The 22,736-nt window shown below is 47.8% G+C and carries 20 protein-coding genes; all 20 read right to left on the reverse strand.

Features of this window, described 5'->3' with window-relative positions:
• Nucleotides 1-6: 6 nt before the first annotated feature.
• The 20 genes from IE181_RS12310 to IE181_RS12405 all read right to left on the reverse strand — a co-directional run bounded on the left by IE181_RS12310 (nucleotide 7) and on the right by IE181_RS12405 (nucleotide 22,700).
• The gene (locus IE181_RS12310) at nucleotides 7-588 is read right to left on the reverse strand and encodes an OmpH/Skp family outer membrane protein (protein ID WP_191253388.1); all 582 of its coding nucleotides are present in this window, start codon (nucleotides 586-588) and stop codon (nucleotides 7-9) included.
• 54 nt (nucleotides 589-642) lie between these two features.
• Nucleotides 643-3,303 carry an outer membrane protein assembly factor BamA gene (gene bamA / locus IE181_RS12315; protein WP_191253390.1) on the reverse strand — a complete coding sequence of 887 codons (2,661 nt, stop codon included), beginning with the start codon at nucleotides 3,301-3,303 and terminating at the stop codon, nucleotides 643-645.
• A 69-nt stretch (nucleotides 3,304-3,372) separates the two neighbouring features.
• Nucleotides 3,373-4,485, reverse strand: coding sequence for an RIP metalloprotease RseP (rseP, locus tag IE181_RS12320; protein WP_191253392.1), 1,113 nt, complete (start codon nucleotides 4,483-4,485; stop codon nucleotides 3,373-3,375).
• A gap of 17 nt (nucleotides 4,486-4,502) precedes the next feature.
• Entirely contained in the window at nucleotides 4,503-5,672 is a 1,170-nt protein-coding gene (locus tag IE181_RS12325) for a 1-deoxy-D-xylulose-5-phosphate reductoisomerase (RefSeq protein WP_191253394.1), read from the reverse strand.
• A gap of 1 nt (nucleotide 5,673) precedes the next feature.
• On the reverse strand, nucleotides 5,674-6,501 hold the full coding sequence (locus IE181_RS12330) for a phosphatidate cytidylyltransferase (protein ID WP_191253396.1): 828 nt from the start codon (nucleotides 6,499-6,501) through the stop codon (nucleotides 5,674-5,676).
• A gap of 19 nt (nucleotides 6,502-6,520) precedes the next feature.
• A complete protein-coding gene (locus IE181_RS12335) occupies nucleotides 6,521-7,261 on the reverse strand; it encodes an isoprenyl transferase (RefSeq protein WP_191253398.1) in 741 nt (246 codons plus the stop codon).
• A gap of 2 nt (nucleotides 7,262-7,263) precedes the next feature.
• Nucleotides 7,264-7,827 carry a ribosome recycling factor gene (frr, locus tag IE181_RS12340; protein ID WP_191253400.1) on the reverse strand — a complete coding sequence of 188 codons (564 nt, stop codon included), beginning with the start codon at nucleotides 7,825-7,827 and terminating at the stop codon, nucleotides 7,264-7,266.
• Nucleotide 7,828: 1 nt separating this feature from the next.
• Nucleotides 7,829-8,554: a UMP kinase gene (pyrH, locus tag IE181_RS12345; RefSeq protein ID WP_191253402.1), complete on the reverse strand. Its 726-nt coding sequence runs from the start codon at nucleotides 8,552-8,554 to the stop codon at nucleotides 7,829-7,831.
• 230 nt (nucleotides 8,555-8,784) lie between these two features.
• Nucleotides 8,785-9,711 carry a translation elongation factor Ts gene (gene tsf / locus IE181_RS12350; RefSeq protein WP_191253404.1) on the reverse strand — a complete coding sequence of 309 codons (927 nt, stop codon included), beginning with the start codon at nucleotides 9,709-9,711 and terminating at the stop codon, nucleotides 8,785-8,787.
• A 75-nt stretch (nucleotides 9,712-9,786) separates the two neighbouring features.
• A complete protein-coding gene (gene rpsB, locus IE181_RS12355; protein ID WP_191253406.1) occupies nucleotides 9,787-10,575 on the reverse strand; it encodes a 30S ribosomal protein S2 in 789 nt (262 codons plus the stop codon).
• Between the two features lie 163 nt (nucleotides 10,576-10,738).
• Complete coding sequence (locus tag IE181_RS12360; protein ID WP_191253408.1) at nucleotides 10,739-11,512, reverse strand: NUDIX hydrolase; 774 nt, start codon at nucleotides 11,510-11,512, stop codon at nucleotides 10,739-10,741.
• A complete protein-coding gene (gene dnaE / locus IE181_RS12365) occupies nucleotides 11,512-15,024 on the reverse strand; it encodes a DNA polymerase III subunit alpha (protein WP_191253409.1) in 3,513 nt (1,170 codons plus the stop codon). Before dnaE ends, IE181_RS12360 begins: the two co-directional genes overlap by 1 nt.
• A gap of 78 nt (nucleotides 15,025-15,102) precedes the next feature.
• Nucleotides 15,103-15,780: an ABC transporter ATP-binding protein gene (locus IE181_RS12370; RefSeq protein WP_191253411.1), complete on the reverse strand. Its 678-nt coding sequence runs from the start codon at nucleotides 15,778-15,780 to the stop codon at nucleotides 15,103-15,105.
• Entirely contained in the window at nucleotides 15,780-17,021 is a 1,242-nt protein-coding gene (locus tag IE181_RS12375; protein WP_191253412.1) for a lipoprotein-releasing ABC transporter permease subunit, read from the reverse strand. Before IE181_RS12375 ends, IE181_RS12370 begins: the two co-directional genes overlap by 1 nt.
• 9 nt (nucleotides 17,022-17,030) lie before the next feature.
• Nucleotides 17,031-18,338 carry a proline--tRNA ligase gene (gene proS, locus IE181_RS12380; protein ID WP_191253413.1) on the reverse strand — a complete coding sequence of 436 codons (1,308 nt, stop codon included), beginning with the start codon at nucleotides 18,336-18,338 and terminating at the stop codon, nucleotides 17,031-17,033.
• Between the two features lie 462 nt (nucleotides 18,339-18,800).
• The gene (locus IE181_RS12385; RefSeq protein ID WP_191253414.1) at nucleotides 18,801-19,070 is read right to left on the reverse strand and encodes a DUF1467 family protein; all 270 of its coding nucleotides are present in this window, start codon (nucleotides 19,068-19,070) and stop codon (nucleotides 18,801-18,803) included.
• The gene (gene mce, locus IE181_RS12390) at nucleotides 19,071-19,475 is read right to left on the reverse strand and encodes a methylmalonyl-CoA epimerase (protein WP_191253415.1); all 405 of its coding nucleotides are present in this window, start codon (nucleotides 19,473-19,475) and stop codon (nucleotides 19,071-19,073) included.
• A gap of 19 nt (nucleotides 19,476-19,494) precedes the next feature.
• Nucleotides 19,495-21,171: a ribonuclease J gene (locus tag IE181_RS12395; RefSeq protein ID WP_191253417.1), complete on the reverse strand. Its 1,677-nt coding sequence runs from the start codon at nucleotides 21,169-21,171 to the stop codon at nucleotides 19,495-19,497.
• A gap of 8 nt (nucleotides 21,172-21,179) precedes the next feature.
• On the reverse strand, nucleotides 21,180-21,953 hold the full coding sequence (locus tag IE181_RS12400; protein WP_191253419.1) for a type III pantothenate kinase: 774 nt from the start codon (nucleotides 21,951-21,953) through the stop codon (nucleotides 21,180-21,182).
• Between the two features lie 3 nt (nucleotides 21,954-21,956).
• The gene (locus tag IE181_RS12405; protein ID WP_191253421.1) at nucleotides 21,957-22,700 is read right to left on the reverse strand and encodes a biotin--[acetyl-CoA-carboxylase] ligase; all 744 of its coding nucleotides are present in this window, start codon (nucleotides 22,698-22,700) and stop codon (nucleotides 21,957-21,959) included.
• Between the last annotated feature and the right edge of the window lie 36 nt (nucleotides 22,701-22,736).

Here is a 22,736-nt window from a genome sequence, read left to right on the forward strand (position 1 = left end):
GAAATTCTACTGATTTTCTTCAGCAGTAGCAGGAGTAGCTTTCTCAGGCATCGTCAAAGACACAGCAGGAAGTTCAGCATCCAGTTTCTCGATAAATTCAGTTGTTACATCAAGACCAGCAGCTGAGCCAAGAACCAGACGCTTCAACATGATTACCTGAGCTTTTTTCTCTGACAGGATTGCACGGATAACCGGCTGGCGTGCGCGCTCTACCTGACGCATTGCTTCCTGACGACGTTCGTCAAAGAAATACTCAAGTGCTGCGAGGTTACGCTGTGCTGCAACAGCCTGTGTCTGAAGCTTACGCTTCTCTTCTTCATATTTATCGTTACCGATAATGGACTTTTGCTTTTCTAGTTCACCTAGCTGCTGCTCCAGCTGGCCACCACGTGAAATGAACTGACGAAGCTGAACAATCTGCTCACGGTACTCGCCTGTCTGCAGATTAAAGTCCTTATAGGCAGCTGCTTCCCGCTCTACCCGCTCGTCATCAACGATCAGGATTTGTGCAGCAGCAACAGTACTAAAACCTGCTACCGCAACTGCTATTAGTGCAGTTTTCTTAAGAAGCTTACCAAAATTAAACATTATGTATTTCCCTTGTTACTATTCTTGTCAGACGATCCACTTTGTAGATCATGCCTAGAATGTGGTCCCCACATTAAACTGTAGAGTCTGTGTACGGTCGCCAACCTGTTTTTTCAAGGCTTTTGACAGGTCAATCCGGAACGGTCCGAAAGGAGACTGCCATGAGAAACCGATACCTACAGCCACACGCGGGCTAATGCTGTCACCACCGATACAACCCAGCTCATGTCCAAATTCTGGAAGATCGTCTCCAGCCTCAGCAGCAGCATCCCGCGCCAAAATATACTCAGTTACATCTGCACGATTAAACGTACATTTATTCAGATCATCTACCTTGGCACGCCACAAACTACCAACGTCCACAAAGGCAGATGCATTAATTCCCATCTCCAGCGCAGCATCTCCAATCGGGAAGAATAACTCACCCCGACCGATATAATACGCAGTACCACCAAGGTTCGTGTTGTATGAGTTACCGCCACGCTGACCTACAGCAGCTTCAAGGCTGTTAATCTCGCGAGGGCCTACACCAGATGTGTCAAAACCGCGAAGCCTTGGGCCGCCTACGAAAAACTTATCAGTAAAGCGAACATTCTGGCCAATCCCCTTAATGAAGCCACCTTCACCTCCAACACGGAAGGTCCAGCCATCAAACGGTGTCCAGTAATTGTCAAAGTTCACCCGATTTTTCAGATAGCGTACGTCTCCGCCAACACCTGCAAAATCCTGAGAGAAATAGAAGCTGTGGCCACGTGTCGGACGAATAACAGAATTCAATGTGTTAAAGCCAAGGGTATAACCAAGGATAGATTGCCAGCGCTTACCAAGAGACTCTTCATAATAGCGGCTGGTAAAGTTCAACTTTTCCAATTCATCAACAATACCGTCACCATCAACATCAAAGTCATTCTCGGTGATAACTCCATTGTCATCCAAATCAAAGAAGTTCAAGAATTGATCAATATCTTCCTGAACCCCTGCATCGATCAAGGTTTGGAGCTGTGTCTGCCGCGATGTCAGGTTTTGGACAAACCGATCTTCGACATATCCAGCATCAAATCGGGAATTATCGTGACGGAGTGTATACCGTGTTGAAAGTGTCCAATATTCATTAACAGCCATACCAGCACGGAGTGAGAAACCATAACTGTCTGTTTTAAAGGTACTTATTCTTGAACCTGTACCGAAGTCAAATTGCCTACCATTGGACTGTGTAGCAAAAATGTCAAAGCCCGCTGCAACATTACGGCCACCAAAATATGGCTCTGTAAATCCAAGATCTATCTGCCGCTGAACACCAGACCAACGCAAACCAAGGCGAAGATCCTGCCCTTTACCCATCAAATTTCTTTCACGGATAGAAAAGTCAAAAATAAACTTCTCATAGGAGCTATAACCCGCACCAAGATTAAGTTCGCCGGTTGCCTGCTCCTCAACACTGACATCCAGAACCATCCGGTCGGGCTCAGAGCCCTGAATTCTCTCGACTTCCACATTTCGGAAGAAGTTCAGACGGTTCAGTCGGTTTTCAGAACGCGTTACAAGAGATGAGTTAAAGGCATCCCCTTCTTGCAGACGCATTTCTCTGCGGATAACTTTATCAAGTGTCCGAACATTGCCTTTAATATTAACACGTTCAACATACACACGCGGTGCATCGCTAATGTTAAAAGTAATGTTAATTTTGCGCTCATCACGAGACCGATTAATCTGAGGGCGCACATCAACAAATGCATAGCCGAGAATACCCGCAGCATTTTCCAGTGATTCAATCGTACGTTCGATAGCTTCTGCGTTATAGGTCATGCCATCACGCATTTGCAGGAACGCTCTGAAAAGATTTGCATTCACATCACGAATTTCACTGGTGACGTCAATCTCACCAAATTCGTAGATTTCGCCTTCTTCCACAGTGAAGTTGATGAAAAAGTCTTCCCGGTCTGGCGTCAGTTCAGACACAGCAGAAACAATACGGAAATCTGCATAGCCTTCATTCAGATAAAACTGGCGCAGCACCTGCTGGTCATACGCCAAACGGTCTGGGTCAAAAGTATCGTTGGAGGTAAAAATCTTCCACCAGCGAGACTCTTTCGTCGCCAACACATCACGGAGATCACCGTCACTGTACTTTTTGTTACCAAGGAAGTTAATGCGGCTTACTTTTGTCTTCGGCCCTTCCTGAATCTCAAAAAGCAGATCTACGCGGTTCTGTTCAAGCTGTACCACTTTCGGCTCAATGATAGCTGCAAACCGCCCTTTACGGCGATACAGCTCCATCATGCGCTGTACATCTGCACGAACCTTGGAACGGGTAAAGACCATCCGGGGGCGAAGTCTGACTTCCTCGAACATTTCTTCACGGTCGATTTTCTTGTTACCCTCAAAAACAATCCGGTTAATGATCGGATTCTCAACCACGCGAACAATCAAGACACCTTGTTGTTCATTCAGTTCCACATCAGAAAACAGGCCTGTTGCGAAGAGGTTTTTCAGACTTTGGTCCAATGCTTCACCGTCAAATCTGTCCCCAGCCTTAACCGTAAGATAGGAGGCAATAGTTTCTGGTTCCACCCGTTCATTTCCTGCGACAGAAATCTGGCGGATGATTGGCATTTCAACTGGAGCGGAAGCCACAGGAACATCCTGTGCTACACCCGCCTGAACGCCAGTCAGAAGTAGTGTGGCCGTTACAATCACAGAACGTTGCACAGCCATAAATTCTTTATTAAATCGAAACATTCCAGCCTATATTTTTCTTTTTAAAACTTTTGTGGTGAAAGTGGCCTAGAGCGCCACAGATTGCAAGTCATTCAATGTAACAAACAGCATAAAAATCAACATAAGTGCGAAACCGGCAACAAAACCAGCTTCCTGAGCCTTTTTATTCAAGGGTGATCCCTTAACGGCCTCAATGAGGTAGAACATCAAATGCCCACCATCAAGCACAGGGATTGGCAACAAATTCATTATGCCCAGATTCACAGATATAAGAGCGAGGAACCAAATCAGATTAGTCAGCCCCTGCTCTGCTGCTTCGCCGGTCATTGAGACAATCTTTACAGGCCCGCCCATTTCCTTGACAGAACGAACGCCCATGATCATCTGACCAATCGTAACGAAAATAGATTTTGACATTTCATATGTCTGAACAGTGCCCTTGCCAAGAGATTCAAACAATCCAACATCACGATGTTCAATAGAACGGGTAGACACGCCCAATATGCCGTAGGGGTATTTCGTGCCAAATCTGTCTTCATAAAAATCTTTACCAATAACAACAGGCAAAGACTGCTCTACACCGCCCCGCTCCAACCGAACAGTTAACGCAGCACCTGGGTACATACGAATTTCGCGACCAATGTCAGTAAAATACTCAATTTCACGGTCACCAACCTTCAAAATCCTGTCACCAGGTAAGAGGCCAGCTTTTTCAGCGGCTGAGCCTTCCAGAATTTCCTCAACAACAGGTTCAGAATATGCCATGCCATTGATCAAGTAAAACCCGGCAAAAACCAATGCCGCAGCCAATAGATTAATCGCTGGACCCGCAGCAACCACTAACGCACGCTGATACAATGGTTTAAAATGTAAGCACTGCTGTTTTTCTTCATCAGTTAGATAGTCAAGCCCGTCACCCGCATCAGATGCGCCAGATTTGTCGCCAAAGAATTTCACATACCCACCCAGCGGTAACATGGCAATCTTCCAACGCACACCAGTCTTGGGGGATGTCCAGCCAAACAGTTCCTTGCCGAATCCTACAGAAAAGCTATCCACCTTGATTTTAAAAAGCCGCGCAACACTATAGTGTCCCCATTCGTGAATGAAGACCAGCAGGCTAAACCCGCCAATAAACGCAACGAGTGTAATGAAAAATCCAGGAGCTTCAGTTTCCATGTGTATTCCCTACTAACCTAGGCATTTTCTTCGACTATCAAAGCGGAAGCTATCTTTCTTGCTTCCAAGTCTATTTGTAGCAGATTTTCAATCGAATGTGGCACTTTCATGTCCAAACGGGACAATGTCTTTTCCACTATTGAAGCAATCCCCATAAATCCTATTTTGTCATTCAAAAATGATTCTACGGCAACTTCGTTTGCGGCATTTAAAATTACCGGCGCCGCCCCTCCTGCTTTAAGCGCTTCAAGTGCAAGAGCCAGACACGGAAAAGCTTCCAGATCAGGTTCTCTAAAATCCAGCTGACCAATCTGTGCAAGATTAAGCTTGGGGCTTGGTGATTCCATACGTTGGGGCCATGCCAGCGCATAAGCAATCGGCGTACGCATATCCGGCGAGCCTAACTGCGCCAATACACTGCCATCCCCATACTCCACCATCGAATGAATAACAGATTGCGGATGGACAAGTACCTCAATCTGAGAGACCTCCACCGGGAAAAGGTGGTAGGCTTCAATCACTTCAAGCCCCTTATTCATCATCGTAGCAGAATCGACAGATATCTTGGCGCCCATATCCCAGTTCGGGTGCGCCACTGCCTGTGCCGGCGTTACACTAAGCAGATCTTTCTTAGGCGTATTTAAAAAGGGTCCGCCAGAGGCCGTCAGAATAATCTTGGAAATATGGTCGATCTGATCCGCCTCAAACACCTGAAAAATTGCGTTATGTTCAGAATCGACGGGCAGAAGTGTTGTCCCATGCTTACGGACCTCTTCCATCATTAGGTCACCGGCACACACAAGACATTCCTTGTTTGCTAGCGCAACTGTGTTGCCCTGTCTAACGGCTTCAAGCGTCGGCCTGAGACCTGCTGCACCAACGATTGCAGCCATAACAAGGTCTGCTTCAACCGACGCAGCATCGATAAGGGCTTGCTGTCCTGCTGCCGCCTTCACTGAGGTACCACTTAAAAGTTCCTTAAGCCGACCATAATGATCTTCGTTCCCAATGACGGCTAAATCGATTTGAAACTCTATCGCAAGCGCAGCCAATTCTTCTACTTTGTTTTGAGCAGTTAGAACACGCACTTGAAAGATATCTGGATTACGACGAATTAGATCGATAGTGCTCAGACCAACAGATCCTGTAGCCCCTAAAATACTGATAGTTTTGCAGTTTGTCGCCATGTCAGATAATCGCAAAATAGTCGTAAGCAATCGCCATTGCCGGCGCAGCCAATACAAGGCCATCCACCCGGTCAAGCAGCCCCCCATGCCCAGGAATAATACCGCCGGAGTCCTTCACACCAAAGGCACGCTTGACTGCACTTTCAAGAAGGTCCCCCATCTGGGCAATAGCCGCCACCACCAAGCTTACCAAGCATATAACCGTAATATCACCCCAGTTAATAATGTAGGCAAGGACACCGGACGCAATTGCAGCCAAAAGCATGCCGCCTAGTAATCCTGCCCATGTTTTCTTGGGACTGATTTTCGGAGCAAGCTTGGGGCCACCAATTCCTTTGCCAAAGAAATAGCCTCCGATGTCAGTTGCCCACACAATCAGGAAAGTCCAAAAAAGGTAAATGGCACCATCTTCCACCCCCCGTAACCAGGACAGGGAGATCAGTGGCAGGATGACATACAGTATTCCATTGCCGCCCCAACGAGTAATATGGAGCCCACGTCCCTCAGTTCCGTCATATTCACGAATTGAAAGAATGATCAGCAAAAAGGGAAGAAAAATCACCAGGATCAAATTTGTAATACCATTGGCACCCGACAAAATATGCCCCAGCATCACAGATGCCAGTATGAAGAATATCCCTGATATTCGAAACGGCTTTTCTGGAATGTTAGTGACTTCACACCATTCAAGAAACATAATGACGCCGCCGACTGCTAACAAGCCCGTTAACCAGTACCCACCGGACAGAATGATGAAAATTACCGGCGGCAATAAAACAAGCGCGGCAATAATGCGTTTAAACAGATTGTCAGATAAGCCAAGGGGCATTCTCTTGCTTTCTTTAGTATTAAGGACGCGCGCCGTATCGTCTTTCACGGGTCAGATAGTTTTGAACTGCCTCATGAAAAATCTCTTTGGTAAAATCTGGCCACAGCACATCCAGAAACAGGAACTCTGCGTAAGCAGCCTGCCACAATAGGAAATTTGACAGTCGCTGCTCCCCACTGGTTCTGATGATCAGATCGGGATCAGGTATGCCCTTCGTCTGAAGTGACGAAGACACCAAATCCTCGCTTATGTCTTCAAGGGCAACGTCACCAGATTGTACTTTCGCAGCTATATGCTTTGCAGCTTCGGTGATTTCTTCCCGAGCTCCATAACTCAAAGCGATAACAAGCGTCAGACGCGAATTATCTGCAGTTAGCGCTTCTGCCTGCGCCACCATCTTCTGGATATCTTCAGCCAGGCGCTCCCGGTGCCCTATAACCTTTAACTTAATGCCTTCCTTATGAAGCCTTTTTATCTCTCTACTCAGATAAAAGCGGAGAAGCCCCATAAGATCAGAGACTTCTTCCTGAGGCCTGTTCCAGTTTTCAGAAGAAAAAGCATATAGTGTCAGGTAAGACACTCCAGCCTCGACAGCACCTTCAATTGCCTGTCGAACAGCTTCAGATCCTTTTTTATGGCCCTGACCACGGGATACCTTTTCCCGCACAGCCCAACGGCCATTACCATCCATAATGACGGCAACATGCTGCGGCACAGACTGTGAACTGGAATAAGCAGCCGATGTGGTGTCAGGCACCATACTCAAACCTGCATGATCTCTTGTTCTTTTGCCTCGAGAACCTTATCGATCTCTGCGACGAATTTGTCGGTCAGGCTTTGGACTTCATCAGCGTACATTTTATGTTCATCTTCGCTGATAGCCTTATCTTTTTCCATTTTCTTAAGCGCATCCATGCCGGATTTGCGAACGTTTCTGACCGCGATACGGCCTTGCTCGGCATATTTCGCTGCAACTTTAGTAAGTTCCTGGCGACGCTCTTCGTTTAACTCAGGGATAGGAATGCGGACCAACTGGCCATCCAGCATCGGGTTAAGACCAAGACCAGATGTCCGAATTGCTTTCTCTACAGCACTTGCATTGGCTTTGTCCCAAACTTGAACGGATAGCATTCTTGGCTCAGGAACAGACACAGTACCAACCTGATTAAGAGGCATGGAAGAGCCGTATACATCAACCATAACAGGATCAAGCAGGCTTGTAGTTGCACGCCCGGTGCGCAGACCGGAAAATTCATGTTTCAAGGCATCGACAGCACCAGCCATACGACGTTCAAAATCGTCTAGATCAAACGTATCATCACTCATTTTATGATTCCTCCCCTACGATGGTACAGAGCCCCTCGCCCCGTAAGACATTCATCAGGGCATTCTCTGTATGGATAGAAAAAACTACAATTGGAATATTGTTTTCACGACTTAAAGAAATAGCAGATGCATCCATAACCTTCAGGTCCTGACGCAGCACATCCATATATGATAGTGCATCATAGCGAACGGCATCAGGATGGGTCTTTGGATCAGCATCATAAACGCCGTCAACCTGCGTACCCTTAAGTAGTGCGTTACAGTTCATTTCCGCAGCACGCAAAGCCGCTGCAGTATCAGTTGTGAAGAACGGATTACCCGTGCCCGCTGCAAAGATTACGACACGGCCTTTTTCAAGGTGTCTGATTGCTCTGCGCCGGATGTATGGCTCGCTCACACTTGCCATAGGAATGGCTGAAAGCACACGCGTATCAACGCCGATTTCTTCGAGGGAATTTTGAAGTGCCAACGCATTCATTACCGTTGCTAGCATGCCCATGTGGTCAGCAGTTGCACGGTCCATCCCTTGTGCAGCGCCTTTCATACCGCGGAAAATATTACCGCCACCAACAACAATGCAAACTTCTACACCGCCCAAGATAGCTGCTTTCACTTCAGCAGCAACTCCTGCAACCGTTTCTGGATTAATTCCGTAACTGTCATTACCCATAAGGGCTTCACCCGACAGTTTCAGCAAAACTCTTTTATATTTAGGGTCTTTGGACATCCAGAAACTTCCTCCCTGATATCATAATTCCGGCGCAGCTTAGCCATTTCTGCGAGCAATAGCCAGCCGAACTTTCAGCATTTTCTTTAAGCAATTAAATTTGTCAGTCAAGTGACAGAATTCGGACAGCATTTCAATAAAAAAGGTGCGCGAATATATTCGGGCTCCGCAATTGCCCACAAAAAACCCGGGGCAAACCCCGGGTTTCTATTATTCTTATGTGCTGAGATTTAGGAACCGACAGCGGCAGCAACTTCTGCTGCGAAGTCTTCTTCTTTTTTCTCAAGACCTTCACCCATTTCAAGGCGTACAAAACCTGTCAAAGTGATGTCTGTACCTGCGTCTTTGGCAGCCTTTGCAATAACCTGTTCAACTTTAGAGTCTGGGTCCATTACGAAAGACTGATTCAGAAGAACAACTTCTTCATAGTATTTACGCATGCGGCCTTCGATCATTTTCTCAATGATACTCTCAGGCTTACCGCTTTCACGGGCTTTTTCAATCTGAACCTGACGCTCACGCTCAACAAGTGCTGGGTCAAGCTCTTCAACGTTCAGAGATGCAGGGTTTGTTGCTGCAACATGCATGGCAAGTTGCTTGCCAAGAGCGTTCAGCGCATCCGCATCAGCAGAAGACTTCAGTGCCACGAGAACAGCAATTTTACCCATGCCATCAGCTACAGCGCTGTGGATATAGCTAGCAATAACACCTTCTTCCACTTCGAGCTGTACAGCACGACGAATGTTCATATTCTCGCCGATAGTTGCGATAGCATCCGTGAGTGCTTCTTCAACTTTCTTGGAAGTACCTGGGTATGTTGCAGCTTTGATTGCATCAACGTCAGTACCAACTTCCAGTGCAACAGTAGCAAGGTCAGAAACCAGCTTCTGGAATTGCTCATTACGCGCAACAAAGTCAGTCTCTGAGTTTACTTCGATGATTGCAGCTTTAGAGTCGCCAACTTTGACAGAAACCAGACCTTCAGCAGCTACACGGTCAGACTTCTTCGCAGCAGCAGCAAGGCCTTTAGTGCGAAGCCAATCTACAGCAGCTTCCAAATCACCATCATTTTCAGAGAGGGCTTTTTTACAGTCCATCATGCCTGCGCCAGATTTCTCACGCAGTTCTTTTACGAGTGCGGCAGTAATTTGTGCCATTCTAATTCCCCTTAAATATATCGGGTAGGTAACAGAAGAGATGCCCGTACATAGACGGGCATCGTTACATTTATATTATTCGGCAGGAGCTTCTTCAGCAGGAGCTTCAGCAGCTTCCACTACAGCTTCCTCAACTGGAGCCTCAACAGCACCCAGATCAACACCCTGAGCAGACAGCTCAGCCTGAATGCCATCAAGAACAGCACCAGCGATCAGGTCACAGTAAAGACGAATTGCACGCGTTGCATCATCGTTACCTGGAACAGGGAAATCAACACCGTCTGGCTTTGAGTTAGTGTCAAGAATACCGATTACTGGAATATTCAGGCAATTAGCTTCCTTAATAGCAATCTCGTCGCGGATTGTATCAACCACAACAACCAGATCAGGCAGACCGCCCATGTCCTGAATACCACCCAGCGACAGCTCAAGCTTGTCACGCTGGCGAGTCATCTGAAGAGTTTCTTTCTTCGTCAGACCTGTGTGCTCTGCAGAAAGTTGCTCGTTCAGAGCTTTAAGACGACGAATAGACTGGGAAATAGTCTGCCAGTTAGTCATCATACCACCAAGCCAGCGGTGGTTTACATAATACTGACCACAACGCTTTGCAGCTTCAGCAATGATTGGGGACGCCTGACGCTTCGTACCTACGAACAGAACACGACCACCGCCTGCAACTGTTTCACGAACAGTCTGCAGTGCACGTGTCAGCGCAGGAACTGTCTGAGACAGGTCAAGAATGTGAATTCCATTACGCTCGCCGAAAATGTACGGCGCCATTTTAGGATTCCAACGATGTTTCTGGTGACCAAAGTGCACACCTGCTTCCAGAAGCGCACGCATTTCGACTTGTGGCATAGCCATAACTTTTCTCCTTTACCGGTTTAGCCTCCGCGAGTTTGTTATCACTGTCATAGACAGTTCAAACACCGGTTGGCCGCCTGAAACACCCAGTTAGCCAAGACTCGCGTGTGAAGTCGTCGCCCGTATAAGCGGGAAACCGCAGAAGATCAAGATATTTTTAGCTTTAATCAGACTTTTTGCGAGCGGGGCCTTCAACACGCAGTTCGCGCTGGGTTGCAGTCGTAACACCGTACCCTGCCTCAATCGGCACAGTAACAGTACGTTCCCCATTAACAACATTCAGAGTTGGCATGGTTTTCACCACGTCACTGGTACGTGCAAGTTCCACCGCTTCTTCAACGCTATGGGCCCGTGCAAGCTTGATCAGTGTCAGGCGTGTAGGGAACATCAGCGGCACTTGATCATTCTCCCAATCAGCCAAGGTCTGCTGTGGATTAATCCACTGCAACTCCATTGCTTCATCCCCTTCATGATAGGGCTTTTGTTTCCCTTTAAGAGGACAAAGATAAAAAAGCGTGTCAAACCGCATGGGTAACGGCTCAGGTGTTACCCAGTGCGCGAAAGGGAACATATCATCAATATCAAGTGACCAATTATGGTCGTTCACGATCTCTTTGAAGTCACCATGCAATTTTTCTGTCGGGTTATCTGCTTCTTCCAGATGCCACAGCCCCACTTCTTCGAACATTTCGCGGTGTGCAGCGATCCTGTACATATAATCCTCGGGCAGCTCTTGTGTATTTGAATGTGCAAACCAGAAATCAGGATCACAATCAGCATCGTCCACCTTGCCACCAGGGAACACCAGTGCTCCCGGCGCAAATCGCATTGTCTCTGGCCTGCGCAGCATCAGAACCTCCAAGCCAGGAGCTCCATCACGTACCATCAGAATAGTGGCTGAAGGTAAAGCAGGTGCTATTTTCTTTTGATCAGTCATTATATCTCTTCCACCTCTAGCACACCGCGCTCCGCTGCAATTGCCTGTTTCAAATCCGGTGTCACTTTAAATCTACCTGGAACCCGGACTTCTGCGATGCGTTTATTGTCATGCACAGGTATACGGACTGTGACCCGCCCCTTACCACCAGCCTTGCGCTCCAGTGCAGCACGCATACCGGCGACTGAGTCAGATTTGGCAAGCGTTATGATCAATCCTTTTGACGACTGTGCCGCTACCTGTTCGAGAGATTCCATTGACCGACAGGACAATCGAACCATATCGTCATCCTCACGCTTTCTGATTTGAACGGTAACAACAAGCGGCGCCCCGTCATCAACAAGTGCTCTTGTGAATTCAAGCTCGTTTTCAAAAACCATCAACTCGAACGCATCAGTACGGTCCGAAAGTGTCAGTGCGCCAAATTTACGCCCCGTTTTCTTGGACGTACTCTCCCGGTATCCCAGGATTGCCCCTGCCATTCTAATTTCCTGGCCTATTAACCCTTCGTCTGAAAAGACTTCCCGTGCTGGGACAATCCGTTCTCTCTCAAGAATTGTCTCATACACATCAAGCGGGTGAGCAGACACATAAAAGCCAACAGCTTTTCTTTCATGATCAAGTTTTTCAGTGTCCGTCCATGCCTTCACAACCGGTAAGGAAAGTCTTTCGGTCCTGACACCTGTTTCATCCCCAAACAGGCTGACCTGATTACTTTCCCGTTCCTGCGCAGCCATTTGCGCAGTGCGCATAATAATTTCCGATGCTGCAAATGCCTGTGCACGGTCTGTGACCAGACTGTCAAACGCACCAGCAGCAGCCAGCTTCTCCAATTGACGCTTATTCATCAATTTCGGATCAATACGATCCGCAAAATCAAAGATGTCTTTGAATGGACCGTTTTTCTCCCGTTCAGCGACAACCGATTCCATTGCCTTTTCACCAACCCCCTTAATGGCTGCCAGTGCATAGCGCACACCAAGGTTATGGCGAGGATCGTCATCTTCACAGTATGCTTCAGGGGCTTTTTCTACTGTAAAATACACACCTGATGCATTTATATCCGGCAACAGAAGTGGCACTTCCATGCGCTGCAGTTCCTGCTTGAACGCTGACAATTTATCTGTATTGGACAGATCAAGGGTCATTATTGCGGCCATAAACTCGGCCGGGTAATTCGCTTTCATGAAAGCAGTATGATAAGCAACGAGCGCATAGGCAGCGGCATGGGATTTGTTAAAACCATACTCCGCAAACTTGGCAACAAGATCAAAGATGTAGGATGCTTTTTCTTTTGGAATGCCCCGTTCTTCAGCACCGGAACAAAAACGCGCGCGCTGCTTTTCCATCTCGGCCGCGATCTTTTTACCCATCGCACGACGCAGCAGATCCGCTTCACCAAGGCTGTACCCTGACAGCACCTGGGCAATCTGCATCACCTGCTCCTGATAGATGATAACACCGTACGTTTCGCCCAATATTTCTTCCAACATCTGGTGCGGGTATTCAACCTCTTCTCTGCCGTGCTTACGGTCAACATACGTCGGGATATTCGCCATTGGCCCAGGACGATAGAGTGCCACAATCGCGATAATGTCTTCGAACTTATCAGGTTGCAGTCCCTTTAGGACAGCCCGCATACCAGTACTCTCTAACTGGAAAACACCTGCTGATTCACCTTTTGCCAATAACTCATAAGAAGGACCGTCATCCAGCGGAACCGCGGCGAGGTCAATATCAATCCCCCTGTCCTGTACATAGTGAACCGCCCGATCTAGCACTGTCAGGGTTTTCAAGCCGAGGAAGTCAAACTTCACCAAGCCTGCTTGTTCCACCCACTTCATATTAAACTGGGTCACCGGCATATCTGATTTCGGATCACGATACAGCGGCACAAGTTGATCAAGTGGCCTGTCACCAATTACCACACCCGCAGCATGGGTGGATGAATGCGCATAAAGCCCTTCAAGTTTAAGGGCACGATCAATGACCTGTCGGGTCAGGTCATCGGAATCAATCTCTGACTGAAGCCGCGTTTCGCTTTTAATTGCCTCTGCCAGTGTCATAGCATTGCCTGGATCGTTCGGTATCAGCTTGGAAAGCCTGTCTGTCACAGGATAAGGCTGCTGCATGACGCGGCCACATGCTTTGACAACCGCACGTGCCTGCAGTTTACCAAACGTAATGATCTGCGCCACATGGTCGGCACCGTACTTTTCCTGCACATACTTGATCACGCGTTCCCGTTTGTCCTGACAGAAATCAATATCAAAGTCAGGCATGGAAACCCGTTCTGGATTAAGAAAACGCTCAAAAAGCAGAGAGAACCGGAGTGGATCAAGATCAGTGATTTTCAAGGCCCACGCAACAAGCGAGCCCGCACCCGAGCCCCTGCCCGGCCCAACAGGAATATCATGGTCCTTAGCCCACTGGATAAAGTCGGCAACGATCAGAAAGTAGCCAGGAAAACCCATCTCGTTGATGATGCCAAGCTCATATTCAAGACGCTGCCAGTATTCTTCCTCCCAGCCGTCTTTATTTGTTCGCTCCAGACCTTCTTCATTGACTTTGAAATCAAGCCTTTCATTCAACCCCTTGATCGTCTCATCCCGCAGCATATCGGCCTCGGACAAATCAAGACCCCGCGTAAAATTCGGCAGAAGCGGAGGAATTTTATCAACTTTATAACTACACCGTTTTGCAATTTTAACAGTATTTTCAATAGCCTCTGGAAGGTCCTTAAACAAGACGGCCATTTCTTCAGCACTTTTGAACCTGTAATCGCTGTTTAGTTTGCGCCGGTTAGTTTCCGCCACATATGTGCCATCTGCCATACAAAGCAAGGTATCGTGTGCCTGGTACATATCAGTACTGACAAAATACGGTCTATTGGTCGCGACGATAGGTAGATCGTATTTATAGGCAAAATCCAACAGATCTTCTTCGATTGCTTCTTCGGCCTGTTCCCCGTGCCGTAATAGCTCGACATAGAGCCGTTCCGGGAAATGGCCACTTAGGACCTTCAGACATTCTTCCGCATCATCCTTCTGCCCACCAAGAAGCAAGCTTCCAACAGGTCCCGTCGGGCCGCCTGTAAGACAGATGATACCATCTGACAGACCTTCAAATGCATCAAGCGGGAGCTGCACCCCATACTGTGGATCACTTTCCAAATGTGCACGAGACACCAAACGCAGCAGGTTTTTATAGCCTTGCTCTGACTGTGCCAGCAAAACCAGTTCATCTGCGGGCGGGGGGGCCTTCTTCTGGCCATCCTGTTTTTTGAAAGGATTTTTGACATGAAGCGTAACCCCAATAATGGGCTGAATACCTGCCTCTGCCGCATATGTAGAAAATTCCAACCCAGCAAAAATATTATCGGTATCTGTCATTGCCACAGCAGGCATGTGCAGGCCAACACACTGTTTCACCAGATCTTTTACATGTATCGCGCCTTCAGATAATGAATAGGCAGTGTGAACACGTAGGTGAACAAATTCTGCATGTGCCATACCGCAGGAATCCTGTATTTAAAATGAATCGACAATGATAAGACGCTATAGATTTACTCAATAGCATACAAGAGTTGATTAGAGACTTTCCAGCTTGCCTTCATGCAGACGAAACTGACGGTCCATTTTCATGGCAAGCGATGTGTCGTGCGTTGCTATCAGCGCAGAAACACCCTCACGGCGCACCATATCCAACATCGTCTCAAACACTTGCCCTGCCGTAGATTCATCTAGATTACCGGTTGGCTCATCTGCAAGCAAAATAGCTGGCCGCCCGACAAGCGCACGTGCAATGGCAACGCGCTGTTGCTCCCCGCCAGACAATTTCGCCGGAATATGACTTAACCGGTCTTTCAGCCCCATTTGTGTCAAAATATCTTCGGCCCGTCTTTCTGCATCTTTGTTAGAGCTGCCACTTATACGCAGTGCCAATGCGACATTTTCAAGCGCAGAAAAATCAGGTAACAGATGATGGAACTGATAGACAAACCCGATATCGTTCTGTCGAACCTCTGTTCTTTTTTCTTCTTTCAGCGAAGTGGTATCCTGTCCGGCAATATGAACATGCCCGCTGTCGGCATGATCAAGCAAACCAGCGATCTGCAACAAAGTAGACTTGCCAGCACCGGAAGCCCCGACCAGTGCGACAATCTCCCCTTTCTCGACCGACAAGTCGATGCCGCGCAGTATTTCCAAGCTGTTGTTAGCTTCACGAAATGTCTTTTTCAGATTTTGTACGGAAAGTGCTGGTGCCATTATTCGTACCTCAAGACTTCTACAGGATCCATTTTAGCTGCCCTCCGCGCTGGCACCCACGCCGCTATAAAGGACAGGATCACCGCGATCAAAATTGTAAGCGCCACTTCTTTCCAGACGACGATTGCCTGCAGTGAGGTAATATAACGAATTGACGGATCCCAAAGATTTAGGTTCAGCATCTGTTCAAGTGCATTTTTGATAGCTTCTAGATTAGCTATTACCAGCCACGACAACAGACACCCACCAACAATTCCCATCATTCCGACACTTAAGCCCACAATCACAAAAATTTTCTGGATAGACTTCCGCCGGGCGCCCATGGTCCTGAGAATTGCTATGTCTGCGGCCTTATCCTTCACCAACATGAAAAGACTGGAAGCAATATTGAAAACGGCCACAACAATAATCAGCGTTAAAACAATAAACATTGCCACACGTTCGGTTTGCAGTGCGCCAACCAATGCCTGATTAAAGCTTTTCCAACTCCGCACATACGCCCGCTGCCCAAGTTTACTCTGTATCTGAGGAACGACACTGTCTGCCAACTCTGGGTCCGTTAAAAACACCTCAATATTGGATACCTGGCTTGGCATGCGGAAAAATTCCTGCGCAAGAGGCAAAGACATGCCAATAAAACTTTCATCAAACTGAAAAACGCCAATTTCGACGATGGCGGCAACTGGGTACGCTCTATAACGCAGCGTTGAGCCAAACGGAGTATCAATGGGCTTTGGGCTGATGATCGTCACATCATCACCAACACCAACCCCTAGGCGGCGTGCCAGTTGCACCCCTAATATTAAGCTGTCATAGCTGCTGGTATCCGCAGGGTCACCGTCTATAATCCGTGCAACCGGCATTTCATCAATCGTCAGTACATCCTGAGGCATACCGCGCACAATCGCCCCCCAAGCCTGGTCGCCACTGCGCACCATAACCTGGGATTCTGTGAAAGGCATCTTCCGAACGATAGATGGGTGGTCCTCAATATCCTTGAGTATTTCCTCGTACCCTGAAATTTTACCGCCATAACCCTGAATTAATACATGGCCATGATATCCAAGGATTTTATCCATTAGTTCCGCACGAAATCCATTCATCACGGACATAACAATGATAAGGGCGGAAACACCAAGTGCAATTGCAACGATAGACAAAATTGCCGTCAACGAGATAAAGCCATCCCGCTTTCTGGAAGAAAGGTATCGTTTAGCAACTGCCCATTCGAAACCGCCCATGAAATACCCCTAGGAAAGACGTGCTACGATATCATCGATAGCAACTTCTTCGCGTTCACCAGTGGCACGATTTTTCAATTCAACCATACCAGACTTCAAACCGCGTGGACCAAGGGCAACCTGCCACGGCAACCCGATCAGATCCATATCTGCAAATTTGGCACCTGCGCCTTCTTTGCGGTCATCATACAGGATTTCAACACCCGCGGCCGTGAATTCCTTATACAGACGGTCACATGTTTCTACACACTCATCATTTTTGACATTCAGATTCATCAGACCAACCTTGAACGGCGCAACAGATTCTGGCCAGATTATCCCATTGTCATCATGGCTTGCTTCAATAATACCGCCAATCAAGCGAGAAACTCCAATTCCGTAAGAGCCCATCTGCACGTCAACAATATCACCTTCTGGCCCCTGGACCGACGCGCCCATTGGTTTTGAGTATTTGTCACCAAAGAAGAAGATATGGCCGACTTCAATTCCGCGACCAGTTTGTATGTTCTTCATGTCAACGCCGGGATTTTCGACATCATGCATTTCATCAGTCGCTGCGTAGAGGCTCGTCCACTGATCCACAATAGGCTGCAAGTCACCATCAAACACGTCTTCACCCGGGATTTCGAAAGCATCAAAGCCCTTGTCGAAGAAAACTTCACTTTCACCAGTTTCAGCCAGCACGATAAATTCGTGTGATAGATCACCACCGATCGGCCCTGTATCCGCTTTCATTGGAATTGCACGCAGTCCAAGGCGGGCAAATGTACGCAAGTAGGCAACGAACATTGCATTGTAGGAGTGCACACCCTCCTCTGCTGTCAGGTCAAAGCTGTAATTATCTTTCATCAGAAATTCGCGCCCACGCATAACACCAAAGCGCGGTCTGATCTCATCACGGAATTTCCACTGAATGTGATACAGATTTAGCGGCAAATCACGATAGGAGCGCACTTCACGGCGGAAAATATCCGTGATCAATTCTTCATTGGTTGGACCGTACAGAAGCTCGCGACCATGGCGGTCTTCAATCCGCAGCATTTCCTTACCGTAGTCATCATACCGACCACTCTCCTGCCACAAGTCTGCTGACTGAATAGTTGGCATCAACAGTTCATGCGCCCCGGCCCTGTTCTGTTCTTCGCGAACGATATTTTCGATCTTCTTCAGGACCTTCAGGCCAAGCGGCAACCACGTATAAATGCCGGCTGCTGATTGTCGGATAAGACCAGCACGCAGCATCAAACGATGCGACACAATTTGTGCCTCGGATGGGGTTTCCTTTATGGTCGGTATAAAATAACGACTAAGACGCATGATTTTACTCTCTGCTTTGGTATTTGAATTATCTTGCTTTGTGACGTTATCATAACGATAGCGCAATGGCTTTCTTGGCAAAACCGCAATTTTCTTTATCAAGGCCGCTCATTCCGGCACTCAATAAGATTTCCATGACAATGTCGTTGCATAAATAACACACCTTTTAAAAAGGTTGCCTCTGGAGGGGGGGAAGTTTCCTATTCGGTTTTTGACAGACATAAAAGTTATGCATAAATTTCTTCTTGCGCGGCGTGCTTACCGCTACCGTGGTCCACGCTCAGGGAGATTAGCGCACACATAAAGGGTCAAAGATCCACTGGGACAAAGATCCCATTACCCGATAAATTTCGGGTTTCGTCACAAAAAAGCAAGGCAGCTGCCTTGCTTTTTTTATATTCTACGGTGTTATGAAAGCTTGGGTTGATTAGTCAACATCGCCAAGGGATAGCTGCCCTGCTACTAGCCTTCCAGGGGCTTCGGCGCCATATCCCTGAAACTAATAAAACCCGATGTAACAACCATATAAAATACGAATGTCAGCAGCGCTGTAATAAGTGTTGTCCAAAGAACCTTCTTCAGTAGATTTGGTTTCACCGGTGCGCCAGGGTCTGTGCCTTCAACTGTGTCTTCCGTGCTTTCATGCTGCGACTGAATGCCAATGGGGAGAACAGCAAAAAACACTAGCCACCACATAACCCCAAATACCAATATTATGGTTACAATACCCATTTACACCTGCTCCAATTCCACAAGAGTTCCACAAAAGTCCTTTGGGTGCAGGAACAAGACCGGCTTACCATGAGCACCGATTTTGGGTTCACCATCGCCGAGTATACGTGCCCCATCAGCAATCATCTTGTCCCGTGCTGCCGTGATATCATCAACTTCGTAGCATACATGATGCATGCCGCCAGATGGATTTTTCTCAAGAAACTTGGCAATGGTCGAGCCTTCACCCAGCGGATGCAACAGTTCAATTTTCGTGTTCGGTAAATTGACAAAAACAGTAGTAACCCCATGCTCGGGCAAGTCCAAAGGCTCCGAGACATCCGCGCCAAGAGTACCGCTATAAAGTGCTGCTGCCGCAGTCAAATCTGGCACTACTATTGCCACATGATTTAATCGACCGATCATTTATTCACCTATGCCTGTCTTATATTGATAAATCTTCCCGTCGAGTGATCAAAATATCCACTGACGGATTCTTACCTGTTTCCTGTCTGCAGAAACGCCTGATGGCAATACGGGCGACTTCCTCAACATCTTTATCATTTTGACGTTTCTTGGGGCTCATACGCTCAAGCGCACGCTCGACTGTCTCTAGAACCGTATCATAGAAAATATCCGTATGACCACCTGGCACACCGCGAATACTTAACAGCGGCTCACACAGTGCCTCACCTCTGTCCCCGAAAATAAGGCTTGCGCTTATATGACCATTCACGGCCATCCTGCGACGCTCTATCATCGGCTCACTTCCGATATCTTCAACCAATTTACCGTCAAGTATCAAACGCCCCACGGCCACTTCGTCAATTTTCTTCACACCACTGGTGCTAATTTCGATGATATCTCCGTTTTTAGGGACTATCGTCTTTTTCAGTCCCATCTCCCGCGCAAAGGCAGCATGCCGTATCAGATGCCGTGTTTCGCCGTGAACGGGAATAATGGACGCAGGCCTTACCCAGTCGTACATTTTACGCAGCTCTGCCCGCCCCGGATGCCCCGAAACATGGATAAAGGCGTCTTTCTCCGTGATCACCTCCACGCCTTTGTCAGCAAGCTCATTAAACAGCCTTCCAAGCGTGATTTCGTTACCAGGGATAATCTTTGATGAAAAAATAACTGTATCCCCCGCCGCAAGGTGGAGAAACTTGTGATCATCCCGAGCAATACGTGATATTGCGGCCCTATGCTCGCCCTGACACCCGGTACATGCTATTAATACCCTGTCCCGTGGCAGATGATCTGCATCTTCTTCCGCCATCAGGGGAGGAAAATCTTTCAAATATCCCGTTTCTTTGGCGGCATTATATATTCTGTGCATCGAACGCCCCAGCAGCACCAGATGTCTGCCTGTTGCCTTCGCCAGTTGGCCAATTGTGTCCAGTCTTGCGACGTTTGAAGCAAAGGTCGTGATGACCAAACGCTGTTTCACACCTTTGACAAGCTCCTGCAAGCTCTCACGAACTGCAGCTTCTGAACCAGATTCGCTTTCATTGAAAACATTCGTTGAGTCACCGATCAAACACAGGACACCGTCTTCACCCAATTTTTGCAAAACAGGTGACGGGCATACAGGTCCAATCAAAGGTCTGTCATCAAGCTTCCAGTCTCCCGTATGAAATAATGTACCCTTAGATGTTTTGATCGCTACACCGTGCCCTTCGGCAATGGAGTGTGCCAGCGGCACATATGTTACTTCAAATGGCCCCAGCTTCTGCGGGACAGAGGGTTCCACAACGATCAGGTCTACCTGGTCGAGCAAGCCTGCTTCTTTCAATTTGTCTTTCACTAACTCTGCGGTGAAAGGGGTCGCATACACAGGACAGCGAAATTTCTCCCAAAGGTAGGGGATCGCGCCGATATGATCTTCATGCCCATGTGTCAGAACCAACCCGACAAGAGCATCCTGCTCGTCTTCAATAAAATCTACACGCGGGAAAACCAGATCAATACCCGGCAGATGATCATCCGCAAAAGACATACCGCAATCAACCATCAACCACCGGCCTTTATGGCCATACAGGTTAAGGTTCATTCCAATTTCACCAGAACCACCGAGGGGTAAAAACAGAACCCGGTCGTCATTCTTTTTCATATAGGACATAAAAGGCGTTACCTGTTCCGTTTATAAATTATGTTCAGCCCCTCAAGCGTTAAGTCCCCCGCTACTGTATCTATCGCATTCGTATGATCTGAGAAAATTGGCGCTAACCCACCTGTGGCCATAATCTTCATCTCTGAACCATGTTCGTCTTTCAGACGCTTACTTAGCCCTTCGATCATACTGACATACCCCCAAAATATGCCGTTCTGCATTGCTTCAAGCGTCGTTTTACCTGTGATAGCGGTTCCTTCTGGTGCCGTCACAGCAATTCTGGGGAGCTTCGCAGCCGCCTGGTGCAGCGCATCAAGCGACAAGTTAATGCCCGGGCAGATAACGCCACCCAAATACGCACCGTCTGAACCAATCACATCAAAGGTCGTCGCAGTCCCAAAATCAATCACAGCTAAGGGGCCGCCATACAAAACATCGGCGGCAACGGCATTGACCAAACGGTCGGCACCGACTTCCTGAGGATTTTTAACCTGCACATCAATGCCCAACTTCACATCAGCGGCACCAACCACCAAAGGTTCATGTTTGAAATAATGTCTGCATATCTGTTGCAGTGGCCAGACCATTTGCGGAACCACACTTGCGATAATCGCGCCCTTAACATCATCAACAGTACGGTTATTCAGTTTCATCAAATGGCTGATCCAGACGATATATTCGTCGGCCGTTCTCCGGTCTTGTGTCGAAATACGCCAGCGTTCAACGATTGTATCATTGTCAACGAGTGCAAATACCGTATTGGTGTTCCCGGCATCAATGGTCAGTAACATGTGCTATTTCTCCGTCACTGGGAAAACATCCCCCGCATATAGACGTATTTCTGCCCCCTCGTCCAGTTGAACCTTAAGCCCTCCATCGTCAGCAAGTCCAATCAGTGTTCCAACCTCGGTTCTATCAGACAGACGAAACTCCCTCCGCTCGCCCAGTCCCCAAGCACACCCGGACCATTCCGCAGCAGTTGTGGCAAAGTCATCCACATTCCATGCATTGATACGATCCGTCATGGATGCCGCAAGTTTGGCATGAAAATCTGCCACTGAAACCATGACACCGGTTGCCTCAAATAGATCCGTTGCACCGAATGCTGTTTCTGGATGAAAGGTCAAGTTCACGCCAATTCCAATGATGACATAATCCAGCATTCCTGATTGTTTGACGCTAGATTCAATTAGAATTCCGGTGACTTTCTTCTCGTCCAGAAGTAAGTCGTTCGGCCATTTGCAAGTAACCCGTGCGCTATCTACGCCAAAGGATACTATCGTGTCCCGCACGGCTAAGGCTGTAATATAAGGCAGTGCTGACAAATCAGCAGGTTTCAGTGCAGGACGCCACAACAGACTACTATAGAGATTACCAGTAGCCCCGTCCCAAACATTACCCCTGCGCCCTTTGCCTGCGGTTTGGTGGCCTGCAATAAACCAATCAGGCCCTGCTCTACCCGCAGCTGCCTCTGATGCAGCCAAACAATTGGTGCTATCTGTTTCCTTGATGAAGAAAGCCCCGACACCGGCGGGCATCGAGGCTGTCCAATTTTCAAACTGGTTGTTCATCCG

The organism is Kordiimonas sediminis (assembly GCF_014656395.1).
Classification (GTDB): domain Bacteria; phylum Pseudomonadota; class Alphaproteobacteria; order Sphingomonadales; family Kordiimonadaceae; genus Kordiimonas_A; species Kordiimonas_A sediminis.

Coding starts and splice junctions, on each gene's coding strand:
- proS (WP_191253413.1), bottom strand. CDS start 18,338: ATGCGTCTTAGTCGTTATTTTATACCGACCATAAAGGAAACCCCATCC.
- IE181_RS12385 (WP_191253414.1), bottom strand. CDS start 19,070: ATGGGTATTGTAACCATAATATTGGTATTTGGGGTTATGTGGTGGCTA.
- IE181_RS12400 (WP_191253419.1), bottom strand. CDS start 21,953: ATGTTACTGACCATTGATGCCGGGAACACCAATACGGTATTTGCACTC.
- IE181_RS12360 (WP_191253408.1), bottom strand. CDS start 11,512: ATGACTGATCAAAAGAAAATAGCACCTGCTTTACCTTCAGCCACTATT.
- pyrH (WP_191253402.1), bottom strand. CDS start 8,554: ATGTCCAAAGACCCTAAATATAAAAGAGTTTTGCTGAAACTGTCGGGT.
- IE181_RS12310 (WP_191253388.1), bottom strand. CDS start 588: ATGTTTAATTTTGGTAAGCTTCTTAAGAAAACTGCACTAATAGCAGTT.
- frr (WP_191253400.1), bottom strand. CDS start 7,827: ATGAGTGATGATACGTTTGATCTAGACGATTTTGAACGTCGTATGGCT.
- dnaE (WP_191253409.1), bottom strand. CDS start 15,024: ATGGCACATGCAGAATTTGTTCACCTACGTGTTCACACTGCCTATTCA.
- IE181_RS12335 (WP_191253398.1), bottom strand. CDS start 7,261: ATGGTGCCTGACACCACATCGGCTGCTTATTCCAGTTCACAGTCTGTG.
- IE181_RS12325 (WP_191253394.1), bottom strand. CDS start 5,672: ATGGCGACAAACTGCAAAACTATCAGTATTTTAGGGGCTACAGGATCT.
- IE181_RS12370 (WP_191253411.1), bottom strand. CDS start 15,780: ATGGCACCAGCACTTTCCGTACAAAATCTGAAAAAGACATTTCGTGAA.
- IE181_RS12405 (WP_191253421.1), bottom strand. CDS start 22,700: ATGCCCGCCGGTGTCGGGGCTTTCTTCATCAAGGAAACAGATAGCACC.
- IE181_RS12375 (WP_191253412.1), bottom strand. CDS start 17,021: ATGGGCGGTTTCGAATGGGCAGTTGCTAAACGATACCTTTCTTCCAGA.
- IE181_RS12330 (WP_191253396.1), bottom strand. CDS start 6,501: ATGCCCCTTGGCTTATCTGACAATCTGTTTAAACGCATTATTGCCGCG.
- rpsB (WP_191253406.1), bottom strand. CDS start 10,575: ATGGCTATGCCACAAGTCGAAATGCGTGCGCTTCTGGAAGCAGGTGTG.
- bamA (WP_191253390.1), bottom strand. CDS start 3,303: ATGGCTGTGCAACGTTCTGTGATTGTAACGGCCACACTACTTCTGACT.
- rseP (WP_191253392.1), bottom strand. CDS start 4,485: ATGGAAACTGAAGCTCCTGGATTTTTCATTACACTCGTTGCGTTTATT.
- IE181_RS12395 (WP_191253417.1), bottom strand. CDS start 21,171: ATGTCCTATATGAAAAAGAATGACGACCGGGTTCTGTTTTTACCCCTC.
- mce (WP_191253415.1), bottom strand. CDS start 19,475: ATGATCGGTCGATTAAATCATGTGGCAATAGTAGTGCCAGATTTGACT.
- tsf (WP_191253404.1), bottom strand. CDS start 9,711: ATGGCACAAATTACTGCCGCACTCGTAAAAGAACTGCGTGAGAAATCT.